A 15,945-nucleotide genomic window follows, 5' to 3' on the forward strand; every position below is an offset into this window, starting at 1 on the left:
ACCGAAAGGTTGCTATTATTTGACCTCTTGAACGGGGGCGTGGGCCACAATCGTCAAAAAGGTAAAAAAAAAGATAGGACCTCCTTAAAAAAGTGCAATACCCCCCTCGTCCGGGTGCGCGTCAAAAAAAGACCCTCTTGCAGCTAGCCCGAATCGTCTGCTCTGAGGGTAATGGTCCGGTCCCGCTCCTTCATTGCGGTATACGGTGCCGGTCTAATTGTTGTTGGATCGAAGAGATGGATGAGGATAAATTTTTGCCCGTCAGGTAGGCGTTCACTTGTTCCAATATCGCCACCTGAAGCGATTCGGTTGACACTGTATGCGGCCAATAGATGGCTGCGTCTTGGCGGGTAACGAATGCCGATATCTTGTTCACAACCGGGTCGTCAATATGGGCGTTATGCACTGCCGGCACGGCCAACAGCTTACCGGCAAGCTCCTGCTGCCTCTCCCTTCCGTTCATGTACGCCAGGAAACGCTTCGCCTCCTCCGGATGAGCCGTTCCCGAGCTGATGACTTTATAGGATCCGATATTCAAGTTCGGCACCGTACGCTCCTCGCCCGGCACCATCATAAAGTCGAAATCTTGATCCGGGCTGCCGCCCGTAATGACAGGCAGATCCCATGTTCCGGTTACAAGCATGGCCGCTTCTCCCCGCACCATCATTTCTCTTGATTGCTCATGCTTGTGGCGCTGCCAGTCAGCGGGCACATACCCGCGGTCGACGATCAGCTTCGTCTTCATCATCGCATCGATGAGTATGGGATCGTCGGCTTTCACCTCGCCCTGCTCCAGCTTATTTGTCCACGCGGCGTCCGCGCCGTTGTTTGACATCATCGAGCCGAACAAAAACTGCGGCACCCACCATTCCGAATTGAACGCAATCGGAACGATGCCATAGCTTTTAAGCGCTTCGCAAACTTCCAGAAACTCTTCCCACGTTTTCGGCACCTCGAGCCCGAGCCGCTCGAACATCGACCTATTAAAGAGCAGGCCGCAAGTATGCATGAGTCCGGGCACGCCATACACCCTGCCGCCTATCGTCACGGGCTCCAAGGAAGAAGGCAGGAAATCGTTCAGAAAGTCGGACCCGTTCAGATCCAGATAGACGTTGTGTTCGAGCCGGCGTATCTCCTCGAATAAACTCGGAGACCAGACGTCGAACACGACCATCTTTTCGCCCCCTAGCAGCCGCATTTTCAAGCCTGTCGTATAATTGGCATTTTCAATATAATCGACTTCGATGCGGATATCGGGGTTGGCCCGCTCGAATTCCGCGATCGTGTCAAAGTAAATACTGGCTGAATCCAATTGAAAGCTCGTATACCGCAGCACGACTGGTTGGGACCGGTTGCCTTCACCTGAACCCGCAGTATTATCGGACGTGCGAGACCGTCCCGAATCCCCGCAGCCGGGAAGCGCGGTGATCGCGATGACCGTACAAAGGGCGAGCAGACTATACAGAAAGCGGCTGCTTTTCACCCTACAGCCCCCCTTTCGCTTTCCAATTCGCGCGAGAGAGGCAAGCAGATACGGAACGTTGTCCCTTCATGAAGACGACTCTCAAATTCGATGCCATACCGGCTGCCGTAATAAAGCTGCAGACGCCGTCGTACGTTATGCAGCCCAATCCCCCTTTGGCCGTGCTGCGCTTCCGTCAGACTGCTCCGCAATGCTGCCGCCGTGTCTTCATCCATGCCGATGCCGTTATCCTCTACCTCGATGACGATATCTTTCGTTTTCCGGATGATCCGGATTTCGATTAAGCCCTCTTCCTCCTGACCGGATAGTCCGTGAAAAATCGCATTTTCAACAAACGGCTGCAAAATCATTTTCGGCATCGGACAGTCCAGCAGCGCCTCGTCCGTGTCCACAACCATTCGAATTCGGTTATAGTAGCGGACCTTCTGGATCGCCATATAGTTGCGCAAATTGGCCAGCTCGCTGCGCAAGGTTACGACAGCGCCTTCAGACCCGGCGGCATAGCGCAGCATTGCGATCAAAGCGTCCGTCATTTCAACAATCTTGTCCGCCTGCTGCATGGAGGCGATCCACTTGACGGAACCGAGCGTATTGTACAAAAAATGAGGGTTGATCTGTGACTGCAGCGCAAGCATCTCCGCCGCCGCCTTCTCGCTCACCTCGCGTTGAATTTGCTCAACCAGCCCTTTGAGCTCGCGGGACATCCGGTTAAATCGGGTGGACAAGTGACCGATCTCGTCGCTGGATCGGATATCCGCCACTTGATCGAACTGCCCTTTCTCAACGAGCAAAATATTGTTCATGAGCTTTTTGATCGGACGAGTAATGACGCTAGAAAGGAAGACCGAGACGATCGCGGCAAACAGCATCATCAGCCCCGCCAGCAAAACGATGTTCTGTCTGAAAATATCGCCTTCCGCCGACAGCTCGCTCTTCGGCATATACAAGTAAGTCGTCCAGCGCTCCCGCTCGAATGGACTGGTTACGATAATATGGGTGGATGGATTCGGACGGACGGTTTCGGAGAACTTCCGCCCTATCAGCCCGGTGTCCGCATTATAAATAATGTTATCGGACTCATCCACGATCGTGAAGCGCGAGCGCAGCGCTTCTTGGAGCCTCCCGTTCACAACGTCAATGACATCCAAATCAATGTTAACGACCATAAAGCCGAGCAGCGTGCCGCTGTTCATGTTAAGAATTTTCCGCACATGCGAGATCACGAGCTTGCCGCTTTTCGACTGGCGGTCCATATGCGTATCGAGCGTCATCGTCTTGCTGTTCGATACGCGGAAAAACTCGAACCACTCTTCCTCGGCCGGATTATACGTATAATCATAAGGGGGATCCGTTCCGACGAATAAATCTTGCCCGCCATTCAGGTTGTAGACGTAGAAGCTGATCTCGCGGTCCTTCATGATGACGTAGTTCATCAGCAAGCCGTAAGCCGCATTCTCATTCTCTTTGTTATCCGCCAGCAGAAATTCCTGAATCGGATAATTGTCTTCGGCCGTCGCGCTTACATTGCTGTTCATGCCGAAGCTGGCGACGAGCGATATTTTTTCGATTTCCTTCAAATATTCGTCAATCCGCGTATTCGTCTGCCCGGCTACGTCCATCATCAATTCTGTGTACTTTCGTTCCAGCATCCGTTGCGAAGAGGAATAAGAGTTGATCGTCATCACGAAGATCGGAATGATGATGATGATCAAACAAATGATTAATATTTTGGTTTTGATGCTGAAGATCGGGAAAAGCTTTCGCATACATTCACCTCCGGCGGCCTCGGCTGCTAGTATCTTGCCGGAGTTAGCCGCGGTACTCTTCGGGACTGACGCCGACAACCTTCTTAAACAGCTTGCTGAAGTACGTATAATTGTGATAGCCGACTTTGTCCGCAACCTCGTAAATCTTGTAGTTCCGGCTCTCCAGAATAGACTTTGCCCGTTCGATTCGCACGCGGGTCAAATAGGAAATGAAATTTTCGCCTTTCTCCTGCTTAAATATTCGGCTGAGATAGGCCGGATGCACATTGATCTGGCCTGCCACACTCTGCAGCGAGATGTCCTCGGCATAATACCGGTGAATCATCTCTGCCGCCATATCGGCGTAACTCGCTTGATCGCTCGGCCGTCCGTCGGATAGGCTCCGGCAGGCGTACTCGGCTGCCAGCTTATGAATGTCCTCCCAAGTCTCCGCCGTTAACACCGCTTCGTACGGCGATCGGTCGTTCTCCGACTGCCGCGCCCGCGGATTTCGGGAATTAATCATCTCAGTCAGCCGGATATACGCCATCCGAATGGATTTCTCGTCGGCGCGCCGATGATCCAGGTCGTTACGAAATTCGTCGAGGTATGCAACGATCTGCCCCGCGTGCTTCGAATCGAGGGCGTCTTGCAGAAGAAGCTCCCTTCCGCTATCCAGCACATTTTCGATCTGTTCCTTTTCGAGCAAGCCTGCCATATCCTCATAAAATGCCGCTTGTCCAATGCCCGCAAAGAAGCGTCCGCGCAAGGCGTAATCCGCTTCGCGGTACGCGGATTTCACCTCTCGGAAGCCCGTGACCACAGTGCTGATTCCGGAGGAGAAGGAAATATTCATGAAATCCTTCATCGTGGCTTGTATGGATCCGAGAAGCTTCTCCAGCTCGCTGCGGACATCAGGCCATTCTTTGCCGAGCGTATTGGATATGAGCAAATATTCAGCGGAGTTCTCAACAACAATCTCGATGCTGCGGCTGCTCGGTATAATTTCCTCCAGTATATTCCTGACCGAGAAGCGCAGCAGCCTCTCGTCCTTCTCCACGTACTTCCTCCGCACCTCCTCGAATCGGTCGATGCGAAGCTTGGATACGACAAGAAGATCCGACCGGACTCGCAGCTGCAGCTGCTCCGCCTTGACCGAAGCTTCACGTTCATCAAGCAATCCGCTGATTAGATCCTTGAACAAGCGTTCCTTCAAATGCGTCAAGCTTTCCGTATAATCAGTCGGCAACGGGAACCTGCCGGCGTCGGTGCCGGCCGTTGTCTCCAGCTTCTCCCGGATCCCGGCCAGCACTTCGGCCAACGCGTCTTTTGAAATCTCGCTCTTGATCAGGTAATCCGACGCCCCGAGCCGCAGCGCTTCCTTTACGTACCCAATCTCATCGAAGTTGCTGAGAATGACAAACTTGCAGCTCGTAAGCGCTTTCGATACTTCCCGTATGAGGCACAGCCCGTCCATGAGAGGCATCTTAATATCCGTAATGATAAGATCTGGCGACATGCGATGCGCGAGATCAAGCGCCTCTCTGCCGTTCGCCGCCTCGCCAACGAGCCGAAAGCCGTGCGCCTCCCATTCCAGCATGGAACGTATACCGATTCGCATTAACAACTCATCATCCACAATGATTAGTTTGAACATCATCATCCCTCGATTTCGTTCGGAATCATTCTTTGTAAAATGTTTTTTATCGATTTATCGACCTCCATTGGAATGGGTTGAAAGGTATTGCTTTGCTTGAGCCTATCATAACGCCCCATAAAACCTTTTCGCTACAGTAATTTTGGTATTGCGATTGTAAAATATTGCGGCGGCGGCGGACCAAGAAAGCAGAAAAAAGCCCGCAGGATGCAAAGATCCGCGGACTTTCTACTGTCAATACAAAAGACAAAAACAAGAATGGGAGCAATCTCGGACAAATTGAACCTAGCTTCATTATTTTACCGCAATTTTATCTCTGTCTACCGCACCAGGCACCTTCTCCAGATCGATTTAGAAGTTCTGTCGAAGAAGCAAGACATTCCGTGAAGTACTCGCGTATATCCTTTCTCGATGTTACAGCTATGGCGAAGGAGTAAATAGCCATTCCCTGTTTTCCGAAATTCATGATATATCCTAGATAAAAAGAGTCAGAGTAAAGACGGGGAGCTTCGATGTTCAAGTCCTCGTCCGAGAACATCCCGAATCATTCAAGAGAAACATTAAAGTACGTATTCTAAACTTTTATTGCATGGATATTGCGAAATTAAGGAACCGGCCTAACCAACATTAGCATTTGCATTAGTGTTCTATAATTAAACTAGGCGCAAAAAAATTCACTTATTACGCTTGATACTACATTACAAGTGAAATCCGTTTTTTGATCAAAATCGAATGATTTCGAGAAAGGAGTGTACGCATGGAAAACGTATCTGAGTTGGAAAAATCGGAATCCATACTATCATTACAATCCACGATTCGAAAACTCGAAAAAGCCTTTTCCCAGATGACTCAACATAACGCAAATACTACTCTTGTTAAAAAACGACTCCATGCTGCTTCCGTTGGCTTAGCCGTGCTTGAAACCGCGTGGAATCAAAGACCGCATCCTTATACCCGGGAAGCTTTAGCGGAAGCTCGGGCTGTTCTTTCGGGTTTATTACCATCAATTGAAAACTCGTACGCGAAGTTGAAGGCCGGTAGTCCGCAAAAAACGCTTTTAGAAAGAAGAATGAAATCGGTGAAACTCGCTATTCAAGCCATTGATGATCTTTCCTCTTTGTAACCCATACTGTGAACGAAACGTCAGGTGAACTCTCCGCTCCGTCGTAATGTGAAATAAATGAACTAGTACATTATAATAGTGTAGAAGTTTAACAATGAAAGGGCTGAACGATGCTCAGATATCGATATTTTAAACCCAAAAATAAATTCATAATGGAGGTAAAGTATTGATTACAGAACTACACACCCAAAGACTTGTTTTAAAAAAAATGAAAGTATCCGACTCAGCAAGTTTGTTTGAAATTTGGTCAGACCCTGAAGTGACAAAGTTTATGAATATCAACAGTTTCACTGATGAAAGACAAGCAGTGGACATGATTGAAATTCTTGATAAGCTGTCTCTGGAAAACAAAGCTATTCGGTACTCCATATTTGAATTAGCGTCAAATCGCATCATCGGTTCTTGTGGTTTCAACGCATTAGATTTCGCAAACGCAAAAGCAGAAATTGGTTACGATATAAACAAGAATTATTGGGGGAAGGGTTACGCTCCTGAAGCCATTCAATGCCTATTGGATTACGCCTTCAACACCTTACAATTCAACAGGATAGAAGCAAAAGTCGAGCCCGAAAACATTCATTCAATTAAAGTTTTACAAAAGTTAAATTTTACGCTCGAAGGAACAATACAAGAGTATGAAAAATCCAAAGGGAAGCTGATCGATCTAAATATTTATACCAAATTAATAACGGATTGACGTAAAGCTGCAGCCTACATTTTCTAAAATGCAGGCTGTTTTCCTCACTATATTTCCGTATTTACTAATTAATGTAGTTCAACTGTCCAATCCCCTTTCGACTGCCGCTCATATAAAGCTCTTGGAGTAATAAGCGGGATGAAGGGGTCGAACCTTCGGCGGTCGCTTTGGCTCGCGACTGTGTTATCTCTACACCATTCCCATATGAAAAAGCGCGCTCCGGGACTGCCCGATTAAAGTATTAGCGAGCGCAAGAATGTTCGTCTCAATATCATTAGAAAAAGCAAAAACCCTTGGTTTCCCAAGGGTTTCTTCGTATGATCTGTAGTGGGCTCGAACCACTGACCCCCACCCTGTCAAGATGGTGCTCTCCCAGCTGAGCTAACAGATCAAAGTTATTAGCGACAAGTAATAATATATCAAAGGAATGGGCAGGAGTCAATACTTATTCGGGCCAATTTAAAAAAGTTTTTTCTTTGGGCGGCATACTTTGCAACCTATTTGACAATGCTTCCGTCTGTGAGTGTGCAGCTGCAAAAAATAATAGAGGTGAGCACATGAAGAAAAAGTCGTTGTTGACATTGGCTCTTGCGGTCATCATGATCTTCACGCTAGGCCAATCCGTATTTGCCTTCTCAGATGTTAAAAATGATCCGAACAAAGACAAGATCAATTCGCTCGAGGAAAAAGGGATTATTAGCGGTGATCATGGCCGATTTAATCCGAATGGCAAGCTTACTTACGCAGCCGGTATTTCCATGATCGTCAAAGGCTTGGATCTGAACATTGACCATGTCCGTTTCATTAAAATGCCGTTAGCAAGCGACAACCATCCGAATCTGAAAGACGATGCGTGGTACTCCCAAGCGTTCGTCATTGCGGATTTCTATGGTCTGGACATCCCGAAAGATGTGAAAGCCAACGACAAGATGACGAAAGAGCAATTCGCTCATCATCTGTTCAAGGCCATGATCGCGAAGGGCGATTACGCGTTTATCGAGATCTTTATGCTGATCAATGATGAAAAAGACGTTAACCCTGCTTACATGGACAGCATTCAGAAGCTTCTGATTACAAAAATCGCTTCACTTGACCGCAATAACAACTTCTACCCGACAAAAGCGATTACTCGCGGGGCAGCCGCAGCTTGGCTGCATGACGCAATCAAGTTTGTAGAAGAAACACCGCAAGTCGAGCCGCAGCCAGAACAGCCGGCTTTCGATCAAGTATTGTCCGTTGAAGCCGTTACTCCGGCTATCAATAAAGTAACCGTCACAGCGCAAATGCCAAATCCGGGCTACGGGCTCCGCATCGCATCGATCCAGTTCGTTGACAATCAAGCTGTGATCTACACCGAAGCCGTTAATCCGGACCCGGACAAAATGTATCCGCAAGTTATTACTGAAGTGAAGGTTTCCACTTATGTGGACTCGGCGTTCAAGCCGGTGCTGCCTGAGGTTGGCGGCGGCTCCAGCGGCTCCGACGCTTCCGTAAGCAGCGAAAAAAAGATCGCGCAATAAAATGATTCTTAAAGAGGGCTTTCCAGCATCTGAACAAAGGTTCAGACTTCTAGAAGGCCCTCTTTCCTATTCGGCGATCTGCCAATCGACCGGCTCCATTCCTTGAGCCATTAGGAACTCGTTCGCTTTGGAGAACGGCTTGCTGCCGAAGAAGCCTTTGCGCGCGGCAAGCGGACTCGGATGCGGCGAAGTCAAGATCAGATGCTTGTTGCCATCAATGCCGCCCACCTTCGCTTGCGCATGATTGCCCCATAATATAAAAACAACAGGCTTTCTTCTCTCATTTAATAATGCGATAATCCGATCGGTTAACCGCTCCCACCCCATGCCTTGATGAGAGGCCGGCTTCCCCTCCTCAACCGTTAACACCGTATTAAGGAGCAGGACGCCCTGGCGCGCCCAAGACTCCAGGCAGCCGTGCGTAGGCGCCATACACCCGAGATCCTCTGCCAGCTCTTTGTAAATATTCCGCAACGATGGCGGGAGCTTTACGCCTTTCTGAACGGAGAAGCTCAGTCCATGAGCTTGTCCCTCGCCATGATAAGGGTCCTGCCCCAAAATAACAACCTTCGTGCCCTCAAACGGCGTGTACCGTAACGCATTGAACAAATCCTCTTGCGGCGGGAACACTGTCGTTTCCTTATATTTCAAAGCGATATTGCGCAAAAGCTCCTGCAAATACGGCTGCTCCCACTCATCCTTCAGCAGCTCTCCCCAATCGTTATCCGGCAGCTTCATTCTCGTTATCCCCCATGCAGCTTTCTAGTCGTCTTTCTATTATACAATAACAATGCTAGCACGTAATCGGCTGCCGATTTTTTGAATAACTTTCCTGAGAAGAGTACACAATAATCCCGGTATAGGAGGTGTAATGGAATGAAGCACATGGTCAGACAACATGTTGCACAAGAAGCTGGCATTTCCGAAGCTCAGGCGGAGGCAGCCGTAAATGCTCTTGTTGATTATCTTAAGATGCGTTTGCCCGTTGAGATCAACAATGAAGTTTACAACTCATTAGTCGGTGAAGATAATATCGAGTTCCAATAACTCCCTTCGGGGAGTTTCTTCATTTGTAATGCAGACATAGAAAAAGCACCTCATCCATGCGAACATGATCATGAGGTGCTAGTTTTAATTTTAAGAGAAGTGCCGAGGACGGGAATCGAACCCGTACGGTGGTCACCCACCGCAGGATTTTAAGTCCTGTGCGTCTGCCAGTTCCGCCACCCCGGCATGGAAACCTTGATAATACAGAGTTTTTGGATTATCGGCACCACGCTTTTTACGACACCTGCGTAAAATACTTTTATTCAATTAGCATAAAGTGTTTTGATGCCGCATGGTTGCCACGCTTTATTCGATCCATGCAGTCGCACTTTTCCCTTATAATCTAAAGGGATTATATCACTAAATTAATACATTATCAAAGTCCAGATACCTCATTGATGTTTCCACGTATCGCCAAATCCCAACATATCTTGTAGACTAATTCCATAGAACTAGATTACAAGAAGAGAGGGATACTTAAATGGGATTCTGGAGCAACTTAAAGTCAGGTGGACTTGGAAAAAGTGGTGGACTAGAAGGATTATTTGAGGAAGCAGGGGAAGCCCTTAAAAAGAAAGACATCTCTGTTAAAGATATTGCAATTCGCGGCCCCATACCAACCGTACATAACGAATTTAAGCAAGTGGCAAATGAAACCAAACATAAGGTAAGAAGGAAAGTTGAAGTTATTGCAAACAATATCGATTCTGGGTTTGGCACCAAAGTTGAAAATTTTTATAAATCTGTAGAAAAGATAGAGACAAATTTCGAAAACATTAGTGACGCAATCAACCCTAATAAAATATTGGAACGTACAATCAAAGAGCGTAAAGAATTTAAAACGGGAGACCATCTATATGTCCAACGTGTTGGGTATACCCATCACGGTATATATTTAGGTGGAGAAAAGGTCATTCACTACCTCGACGATGAAGGTATATGTATTCATGATTTGGAAACTTTTTCAAGAGGAGTGAGAGTACATGTTAAGAACAGCTATGTAACTTATGAACCTAGTAGAATTGTCGAGCGAGCATTTTCCAGAATTGGTGAAAAGAATTATAATGTCGTATCAAACAACTGCGAGCATTTCGCCAATTGGTGTCGAAGTGGCAGAGATTACGATTACTAATAACTAAACTGCAACTGCCCTCACATTGAAAAGTGGGGGCTGTTTGAATAACTCTAACTAACCATCACACTTTTCCTATACCTATTCCCTTTTTCTTCCCTACCCCAATTATTACATACATCAAAATTAGGGCACTTCCTATACTGTGCTAAAGCATCATCAAGTGCTTGACTAGCTAAAAGTACTGATGAATCTGTAAAGGATAAAAATTTCTCATATGTAAGTTCCATAATTAATCGTAGTTTTTCAATTTGATTTCTACAACGACATACCTCAAACTCAAACATTTCCCCTTCAGTCAGCCTCTTTCAAATAGATAATTATTTATTCTACCTCATACCTTATTTCCTTTTATCACCACATGACGTTCTGCAAGTTCTCCTCTTCCTTCCAACTATCGCCAAAAGACATTTATTATAGTATCATAGATTCATAATTTAACAAAAAAGGGAGTACCAAAATGACTATATTATTGGTTTTACTAGGTCTTTTGTCCGCACTTGCAGGGATTACTCTACTTATCATCGCAATCATTTTTGCAATTCGAAAGAATCGAAGTGCTAAGATTCTATTTATTATTACTGGCATTCTCTTCTTCGTCTTTATTGTATCGATCATAGTTGCTATTGCATTGACTCCTACTGATGGGACAAATAACTCAACTGCATCTGTAACAACAGTTGCTGATGAAGAAAAAGCTAAAGAGAGAGCCGATGAAGAAGCAAAGAAAAAGGAAGAAGAACAAGTAAAAAAGGAAGCCGAGGAGAAAAAGAAAGCTGAAGCCGAAGCAAAGAAAAAAGCGGAGGAAGAAGCTAGAATTAAGGCTCAAGAAGAAAAACTTAAAAATCCTGATTGGAACCTAAGCGAAGTTGATGCCTTAGAAAACGGAAACATTTGGTTGGCAATTGATATGTTAAACGCAATAAAGGACATGCCTGCTGGTGTCTATGAGGATTCAGAGGCGGTTCATAAGACTCCATGGAATTATTACGGAACGCCTATTGCATTCACAGGAGTTGCCGTTGTAGTAGAGGACTATCCTCCAGGTAGCGATCAAAGTGAATCTGGAGTTGTTTCTGATATTGTTATTGAGACATATGAGGGCACAATTGTAGAATTCTTTAGCATGGTTCCTAGCGGAAGTATCAAGGTTGGAGATGAAGTAACGATAACTGGCTATCCAGTTGGACGCACCGAAGTTCCTAATACACTAGGTGGAAGTTTTACTCATCTCATTACGGTTACTAATAACGTTGATCAATAATTAGTACTAACTCTAAGCCCTCTATACATGGAGGGCTTTTCCTTCATTAGACAATCCCCTTTCGCCAAAGAAGAGTTACCATCCTGTAGAAGTCATAACTACCATCTTCAGGTGTATCTATCAATTCAGCCTTTACTGCAGCGTTTACAGCATCTTTCACCCAAGTTAGTATTTCCTTCATTTTGTTATTACCCTGTAGCAAACGAATTAACTTTCCCTGTGATTCAACTACAGCCTTCAACTCATCAAACTCTTGCTTTTCCTCTTTTGTCATTGATTCATCCTCCTCTTTGACTTTCGTACATTCATCTAACTCCCTAACCACATCATAAATAAAACGATCCTTACTAATACCCATCAACTTCATTGCGTTCATAAATGGATCAGTCTTCCTATCTGGGTCTAACTCATTGTGGCCTACAATCTTACTCCTCGGATCTAACCCAAACTTATAGCAAAGATAAGCATGATACCAAACATACCGCTTATAGGCTTCAGTGTTGTTTATGCTTCCCTTCTCTTCAGAGTAACAAAGTTCAACACCAATACCGATATCGTTGGAATTATCACCGAACTTCTCATTATCCTCGGATCGATTATAAAGCACATGCCATGCTTTCTCTGGCTTATCTTGTGTTGCTGGAATACACTCAATAATGTCCTTGTCGTCAATGAAAGTGTGAGCAGATGCTTGCACTTCATTTTTAGAGCTTTCATAATAGTTAACGTTATCTGATGCTGTACTACCATCATTTCCAGTATCATGTGACACAATAAAACCAACATAGGGCATGAGTATTCCTGATCTACGTTGAGTTTTGTTGGTTAAGTATTTCTGCGTAATTGAATATTTCATTTTGAACATTTAGTCATGGCACCAACTTTCTGATTGAATCGTGTAACTAAAAGTGGACATAAAAAAGGCCACTCCTGTATGCTTGGAGTGACTTTTTAATATAATTCATTGACCTTGAAAAACATGTTGAGATACTTACCATTTATAGAAAGTCTATCGAATTCATGTCTCTCATAAAAACTAACTGCGCTCATAAGTGACTCTACTGTTAAGAATAAGCATCCTGTCGCTTCTGAAAGTTCTTTCGCAGTTGTTAAAGCAGACAACAAAATGTAGCGTCCGTATCCCTTGTTTCTAAAGCGAGAATCTACACCCATATAATGCAGTTTTATTGCAGGATACCACTTGTAAGATGGAAGTTCGCTTAGTCCATGCTTTTTCCGTTTTTTCCTGCCTATTTGCATCATATCATTATACAAAGTTAAGAATCCAACTAGATTATTCTCTCTATCAAAGAATAACTTTGTCTTTGCTAGATTCATTTCATGAAACTTAAGAGCTTCCTCTATGAGATAAGTTTTAATTGATGGCTCGTCTGTGCATTCAAAGTTTTCAATTGCTGGCAAGTGTTTTGCGTCAATATATTCCCATAGAAGCATTAAGCCGCACTACTTTCTATTGTCTTTGTGATCACGAATCATTTCACGCATACGATTCATTCCAACACTATTCGTTTTTTCTCTTTGAATGGCATACTGTTCAAAACTTTTCTTCTCATCAGAAGTAGCAAAAGTAATTCTGGTTGCTCTAATTGGTTTTGTTGCTGTTTGTGGCATTCGGATCACCTTCTTTTTAATATTATCCACCTCCTAGAATACAATTCTAGTAGATGGGTTTTGAGAAAGTTGTAACACTATAGACAATGAATCTAAAAAATTTTCCCCAATCACGCGACAAACCATGAATATTTTCAAATCATTATGGATAGAATATAATAGGGAAGTCTGTCAAGTTGACACGAAAGGCGCAGAATGCGGTCAATAAATGCCTCTTGACAAGTTTATTCTATCATTTTTAGTTGATCATAGTAAAGTATTACCAACAAAAATTTTGGAGTTAAGGGTCGAAAGATATAAACACCTGTTCATGAAAATTTTCTTAACTCTAAACTTTCATACAATCTCCTGCATCCTAATTCCCCTCAACCTTACCTTTCAAACCATCGATCCATTTCTTGAATGGTTCAGGAAAGTTCATGTTCATTCGAGCGTAGTTCTCCATGATCGAGATCAACTCATTACCTATCCAAAAGTATAAGGTTCCTGTCATGAGCCAATTGATGTCGAAGGCCATATCTATTCTGTGAGCAAAGAACACTGTCAAGATCATGAAGAATTTTTTCATACCTACCCAGAAACCTTTGCTGCTTTTAAGTGCCTTGATTGATTTCTGTTCCCAAATTGATGCTGTTATCCTGTAAACCAATCAATGACCATAGCAATGAAGAATACCTCTAGAAGCCCTGTGAATGGGCCAAAACCATATGTAAATATTGAGGCTGCTATTCCACACGTTGCTGCTTCTTTTATCGTCAATAATTTGATTTGAGTTAACATCTCTCTTACCTCCACTTTTCTACAAATGTAAAAAGGAGAGCGCATTAACACCCTCCCCAAAACCATTGAAATTGATATTTTATTTATTCTGTATAATGACTTTTAATAATATTATAGCTCCCGTAAGATAGAACGTACTTGACCATCAATAAACACTCTTAAAGGTAAAGCTCTTACGTCTGTTATTGAACCATGTTCAATTACATGGCAAGTCGCCGTGTCATCAATTTTAATTCGTAAATCATCATTCTCTGGAGCGGGAGAAACTCCAACGGGATAAGACGGAACATCAAGCTGTTTTCCGTTTGACTGTACACGTATTAACTTAGAAATTTTGCTGTGTTCTTGGGGTCCTCTAGACGATTAGAGGAAGCTAGAGACCTAAGAAAGAAATCCTATTTTCTTTTTATTAGTATTCTGCTGTCAACACCTTAACTCCACGCTTCAGATACTCAGCCAATGGAGCTTTCGAATACATTGTATCAATGGATATCGCCTTTGTATTTGGTGGAGTCTTAATATGCTTCATATGGTCAAAGAGTTTCTTCTGTGGACTGTCGAAAACTCCTGCTTCGTCTTCTTCCCAATAACCACCTTCATCTAATACTTCTTGTTTCTCTTCTAGGTATTCAACAGGATTTCGTTCATCTCTTCCAATGTACATGACAGCCTCAATCAAAACTACGTCATCATAAGATAATCTGTTAAAGAAATCGTAAAATTCTTTTTTTGTTCTATTGATATCAGGGTCATTATCGTATTCTTCTCTTCTGCTCATAATCTGACTAGCGGTATGCATATTGGGATACCTTCCAGAAAAGTTATCTCTTGCCCTTTTTAAGTTCTTTGCGAATGTAATTGCCTCATTGATAGTAGGGATCATTTCATTAAACTTTTTGTTTAATACACTCATCGTTTGACCTCCCTAATAGGACTAGATAAATAAAGATCCCGTTGCATGAGCGCAGTAGGATCTTTGTTAATTGAAGCTTCCACCCTCCTGTTATCCTCCAGAAGCTTTCTAAGTTCGTTTTCATCGGTAGCCATTTTATAAAAGAATATACCGTTTGAATCCACAATTTTTTCCTCGATTAACTTAATGGATTCATATGCATTGACAATATCATCAATGTTATGGCTCGTCTTTAGAATCTCTACACCTTTACCTTTAGGCATAACAAGATGACATTGGAAGTCTTTACTGGAGCGAACATGAAACACTACTGCTTGGCCTTTTCGAGTTAAATATTCTAGTTTCTCTGGGTAATGATTTTTATCTCCGCATGGGAGTTTGTAAGTCGCTAATAATGGCATGTTGATGTATCCTCCTATTCTAGGGACTTAGTTATTAAAAATTGGCGTAAAGAACGAGGTAACGAAATCAGTTACCGTTTTAAAATAAGACGTAATGACATTTGCGATTGTCGCACTAGCATCATCTTGATTTTTAAAGCCCCACATTATAGCTAGCAAAATACCAACTAGAACAACAATTTTTAGTACATCAGACGTAGCCATTCCCCTCATATTACGACCCCCTTGGTAGAATAGTATAATTGTACCAATAGAATATCACAGAGAATGAGAGGATGACAATTATGCTGATCACTTCAATAATCTAATCTGGTCAAATCAAAACTAGCAAAGTGTGCTGTTGAGTTGGAGAGGATATATGGATTCAGAATGGAAGAGCAACTAATTAACAACTTTTGAATCCTTCAAAAAGTTTTATAGTCTCAAGAAGATATTGCCAATGATCTCAACATCTCCATACCCCAACTCCGCAATTACAAAAAAAGCACTCCTCGGCATACATCTGAGGGAACTTTCTATGTTTTCTAGATCGCTTTAATACGTGTATTTAG

19 protein-coding genes and 2 tRNA genes are annotated in these 15,945 nt (G+C 43.9%); 6 read left to right on the forward strand and 15 right to left on the reverse strand.

What is annotated here, in order from left to right; translation table 11 throughout:
* Window positions 1–190 precede the first annotated feature (190 nt).
* The 4 genes from D3P08_RS03675 to D3P08_RS03690 form a co-directional block, all read right to left on the reverse strand.
* Window positions 191–1,483 (reverse strand): ABC transporter substrate-binding protein, encoded by a 1,293-nt coding sequence (locus D3P08_RS03675; RefSeq protein WP_162848348.1) that lies wholly within the window; start codon window positions 1,481–1,483, stop codon window positions 191–193.
* Window positions 1,480–3,249 (reverse strand): sensor histidine kinase, encoded by a 1,770-nt coding sequence (locus D3P08_RS03680; RefSeq protein WP_119598101.1) that lies wholly within the window; start codon window positions 3,247–3,249, stop codon window positions 1,480–1,482. The genes D3P08_RS03675 and D3P08_RS03680 overlap by 4 nt, the downstream gene beginning before the upstream one ends.
* A gap of 43 nt (window positions 3,250–3,292) precedes the next feature.
* Window positions 3,293–4,885, reverse strand: coding sequence for a response regulator (locus D3P08_RS03685; protein WP_162848349.1), 1,593 nt, complete (start codon window positions 4,883–4,885; stop codon window positions 3,293–3,295).
* A gap of 310 nt (window positions 4,886–5,195) precedes the next feature.
* Window positions 5,196–5,423 carry a DUF3231 family protein gene (locus tag D3P08_RS03690; RefSeq protein WP_119598103.1) on the reverse strand — a complete coding sequence of 76 codons (228 nt, stop codon included), beginning with the start codon at window positions 5,421–5,423 and terminating at the stop codon, window positions 5,196–5,198.
* A gap of 219 nt (window positions 5,424–5,642) precedes the next feature.
* On the opposite strand from D3P08_RS03690, the gene D3P08_RS03695 reads away from it, so the two are divergent.
* Together D3P08_RS03695 and D3P08_RS03700 are read left to right on the forward strand one after the other, a co-directional pair.
* Entirely contained in the window at window positions 5,643–6,008 is a 366-nt protein-coding gene (locus D3P08_RS03695) for a hypothetical protein (RefSeq protein ID WP_119598104.1), read from the forward strand.
* A 166-nt stretch (window positions 6,009–6,174) separates the two neighbouring features.
* Window positions 6,175–6,705 carry a GNAT family N-acetyltransferase gene (locus D3P08_RS03700; protein ID WP_119598105.1) on the forward strand — a complete coding sequence of 177 codons (531 nt, stop codon included), beginning with the start codon at window positions 6,175–6,177 and terminating at the stop codon, window positions 6,703–6,705.
* A gap of 318 nt (window positions 6,706–7,023) precedes the next feature.
* Here D3P08_RS03700 and D3P08_RS03705 read toward each other — a convergent pair.
* Window positions 7,024–7,096, reverse strand: a tRNA-Val gene (locus D3P08_RS03705).
* A 166-nt stretch (window positions 7,097–7,262) separates the two neighbouring features.
* Here D3P08_RS03705 and D3P08_RS03710 point away from each other — a divergent pair.
* Complete coding sequence (locus D3P08_RS03710) at window positions 7,263–8,225, forward strand: S-layer homology domain-containing protein (protein WP_119598106.1); 963 nt, start codon at window positions 7,263–7,265, stop codon at window positions 8,223–8,225.
* Between the two features lie 66 nt (window positions 8,226–8,291).
* On the opposite strand, the gene ung is transcribed toward D3P08_RS03710, so the two are convergent.
* Complete coding sequence (gene ung / locus D3P08_RS03715; RefSeq protein WP_420819011.1) at window positions 8,292–8,963, reverse strand: uracil-DNA glycosylase; 672 nt, start codon at window positions 8,961–8,963, stop codon at window positions 8,292–8,294.
* A gap of 138 nt (window positions 8,964–9,101) precedes the next feature.
* Between ung and D3P08_RS27185 the strand changes: the two genes are divergently transcribed.
* On the forward strand, window positions 9,102–9,272 hold the full coding sequence (locus D3P08_RS27185) for an HU family DNA-binding protein (RefSeq protein ID WP_162848350.1): 171 nt from the start codon (window positions 9,102–9,104) through the stop codon (window positions 9,270–9,272).
* A gap of 100 nt (window positions 9,273–9,372) precedes the next feature.
* On the opposite strand, the gene D3P08_RS03720 is transcribed toward D3P08_RS27185, so the two are convergent.
* Window positions 9,373–9,458 (reverse strand) — tRNA-Leu (locus tag D3P08_RS03720).
* A 295-nt stretch (window positions 9,459–9,753) separates the two neighbouring features.
* Here D3P08_RS03720 and D3P08_RS03725 point away from each other — a divergent pair.
* The gene (locus tag D3P08_RS03725) at window positions 9,754–10,404 is read left to right on the forward strand and encodes a lecithin retinol acyltransferase family protein (RefSeq protein WP_119598107.1); all 651 of its coding nucleotides are present in this window, start codon (window positions 9,754–9,756) and stop codon (window positions 10,402–10,404) included.
* A gap of 53 nt (window positions 10,405–10,457) precedes the next feature.
* On the opposite strand, the gene D3P08_RS28015 is transcribed toward D3P08_RS03725, so the two are convergent.
* On the reverse strand, window positions 10,458–10,691 hold the full coding sequence (locus D3P08_RS28015; protein WP_119598108.1) for an aspartyl-phosphate phosphatase Spo0E family protein: 234 nt from the start codon (window positions 10,689–10,691) through the stop codon (window positions 10,458–10,460).
* Between the two features lie 173 nt (window positions 10,692–10,864).
* Between D3P08_RS28015 and D3P08_RS03735 the strand changes: the two genes are divergently transcribed.
* Window positions 10,865–11,668 (forward strand): hypothetical protein, encoded by an 804-nt coding sequence (locus tag D3P08_RS03735; RefSeq protein ID WP_119598109.1) that lies wholly within the window; start codon window positions 10,865–10,867, stop codon window positions 11,666–11,668.
* Window positions 11,669–11,714: 46 nt separating this feature from the next.
* On the opposite strand, the gene D3P08_RS03740 is transcribed toward D3P08_RS03735, so the two are convergent.
* The 7 genes from D3P08_RS03740 to D3P08_RS03760 form a co-directional block, all read right to left on the reverse strand.
* On the reverse strand, window positions 11,715–12,533 hold the full coding sequence (locus D3P08_RS03740) for a peptidoglycan recognition protein family protein (protein ID WP_119598110.1): 819 nt from the start codon (window positions 12,531–12,533) through the stop codon (window positions 11,715–11,717).
* An 86-nt stretch (window positions 12,534–12,619) separates the two neighbouring features.
* Entirely contained in the window at window positions 12,620–13,123 is a 504-nt protein-coding gene (locus D3P08_RS03745) for a GNAT family N-acetyltransferase (RefSeq protein WP_119598111.1), read from the reverse strand.
* A 9-nt stretch (window positions 13,124–13,132) separates the two neighbouring features.
* Window positions 13,133–13,300 carry a hypothetical protein gene (locus D3P08_RS27190; RefSeq protein WP_162848351.1) on the reverse strand — a complete coding sequence of 56 codons (168 nt, stop codon included), beginning with the start codon at window positions 13,298–13,300 and terminating at the stop codon, window positions 13,133–13,135.
* 355 nt (window positions 13,301–13,655) lie between these two features.
* Window positions 13,656–13,949 carry a phage holin family protein gene (locus D3P08_RS28020; RefSeq protein WP_119598112.1) on the reverse strand — a complete coding sequence of 98 codons (294 nt, stop codon included), beginning with the start codon at window positions 13,947–13,949 and terminating at the stop codon, window positions 13,656–13,658.
* Window positions 13,934–14,080 carry a hypothetical protein gene (locus D3P08_RS27195; RefSeq protein ID WP_162848352.1) on the reverse strand — a complete coding sequence of 49 codons (147 nt, stop codon included), beginning with the start codon at window positions 14,078–14,080 and terminating at the stop codon, window positions 13,934–13,936. The genes D3P08_RS28020 and D3P08_RS27195 overlap by 16 nt, the downstream gene beginning before the upstream one ends.
* Window positions 14,081–14,489: 409 nt before the next feature.
* On the reverse strand, window positions 14,490–14,993 hold the full coding sequence (locus tag D3P08_RS03755) for a hypothetical protein (protein ID WP_119598113.1): 504 nt from the start codon (window positions 14,991–14,993) through the stop codon (window positions 14,490–14,492).
* The gene (locus D3P08_RS03760) at window positions 14,990–15,394 is read right to left on the reverse strand and encodes a hypothetical protein (RefSeq protein WP_119598114.1); all 405 of its coding nucleotides are present in this window, start codon (window positions 15,392–15,394) and stop codon (window positions 14,990–14,992) included. The genes D3P08_RS03755 and D3P08_RS03760 overlap by 4 nt, the downstream gene beginning before the upstream one ends.
* Between the last annotated feature and the right edge of the window lie 551 nt (window positions 15,395–15,945).

The organism is Paenibacillus nanensis (genome assembly GCF_003583765.1).
Taxonomy (GTDB): domain Bacteria; phylum Bacillota; class Bacilli; order Paenibacillales; family Paenibacillaceae; genus Pristimantibacillus; species Pristimantibacillus nanensis.